General features: G+C 39.1%; 1 protein-coding gene. It reads right to left on the reverse strand.

What is annotated here, in order from left to right:
• On the reverse strand, positions 1-442 hold a 442-nt coding region (locus C1I92_RS35940), incomplete at both ends, for an HAD-IC family P-type ATPase (RefSeq protein WP_146605399.1).

The following is a 442-nucleotide window of genomic DNA, read 5'->3' on the forward strand; positions in this document are numbered from 1 at the left end:
CTTAACAACCGCATTGCATTAAAAATAACTACTAAGATACTTATTTCGTGAAAAAGCATCCCACTGGCCATATTTACCCAACCATAAGCCACACCGATTAATAACAACGCCACGGTTCCAATGGCAATTCCTACGTTTTGCATTGTGTTTCGCATAGTAGCCTTTGCCACCCGACGGGCATTTTGGATATTACTAAAATCAGAATCAATCAAGACCACGTCGGAAGTTTCAATTGCTACGTCAGTTCCATTTCCCATTGCAATCCCGACATTTGCCTTGGCAATTGAAGGACTATCATTGATACCATCTCCGACAAATAGGACGTGCCTACCATCATTTTGTAATTGTTCCAAAAACAGTGCTTTTTCTTCTGGTAGCATTTGTGCTTTAACCTGATTAATCCCAATAGTTTTAGCAATCTTTTCCGCAATAAATGAATTAT

It is taken from the genome of Jiangella anatolica, from assembly GCF_003236295.1.
In the GTDB taxonomy this organism is placed as follows: Bacteria; Actinomycetota; Actinomycetes; order Jiangellales; family Jiangellaceae; genus Jiangella; species Jiangella anatolica.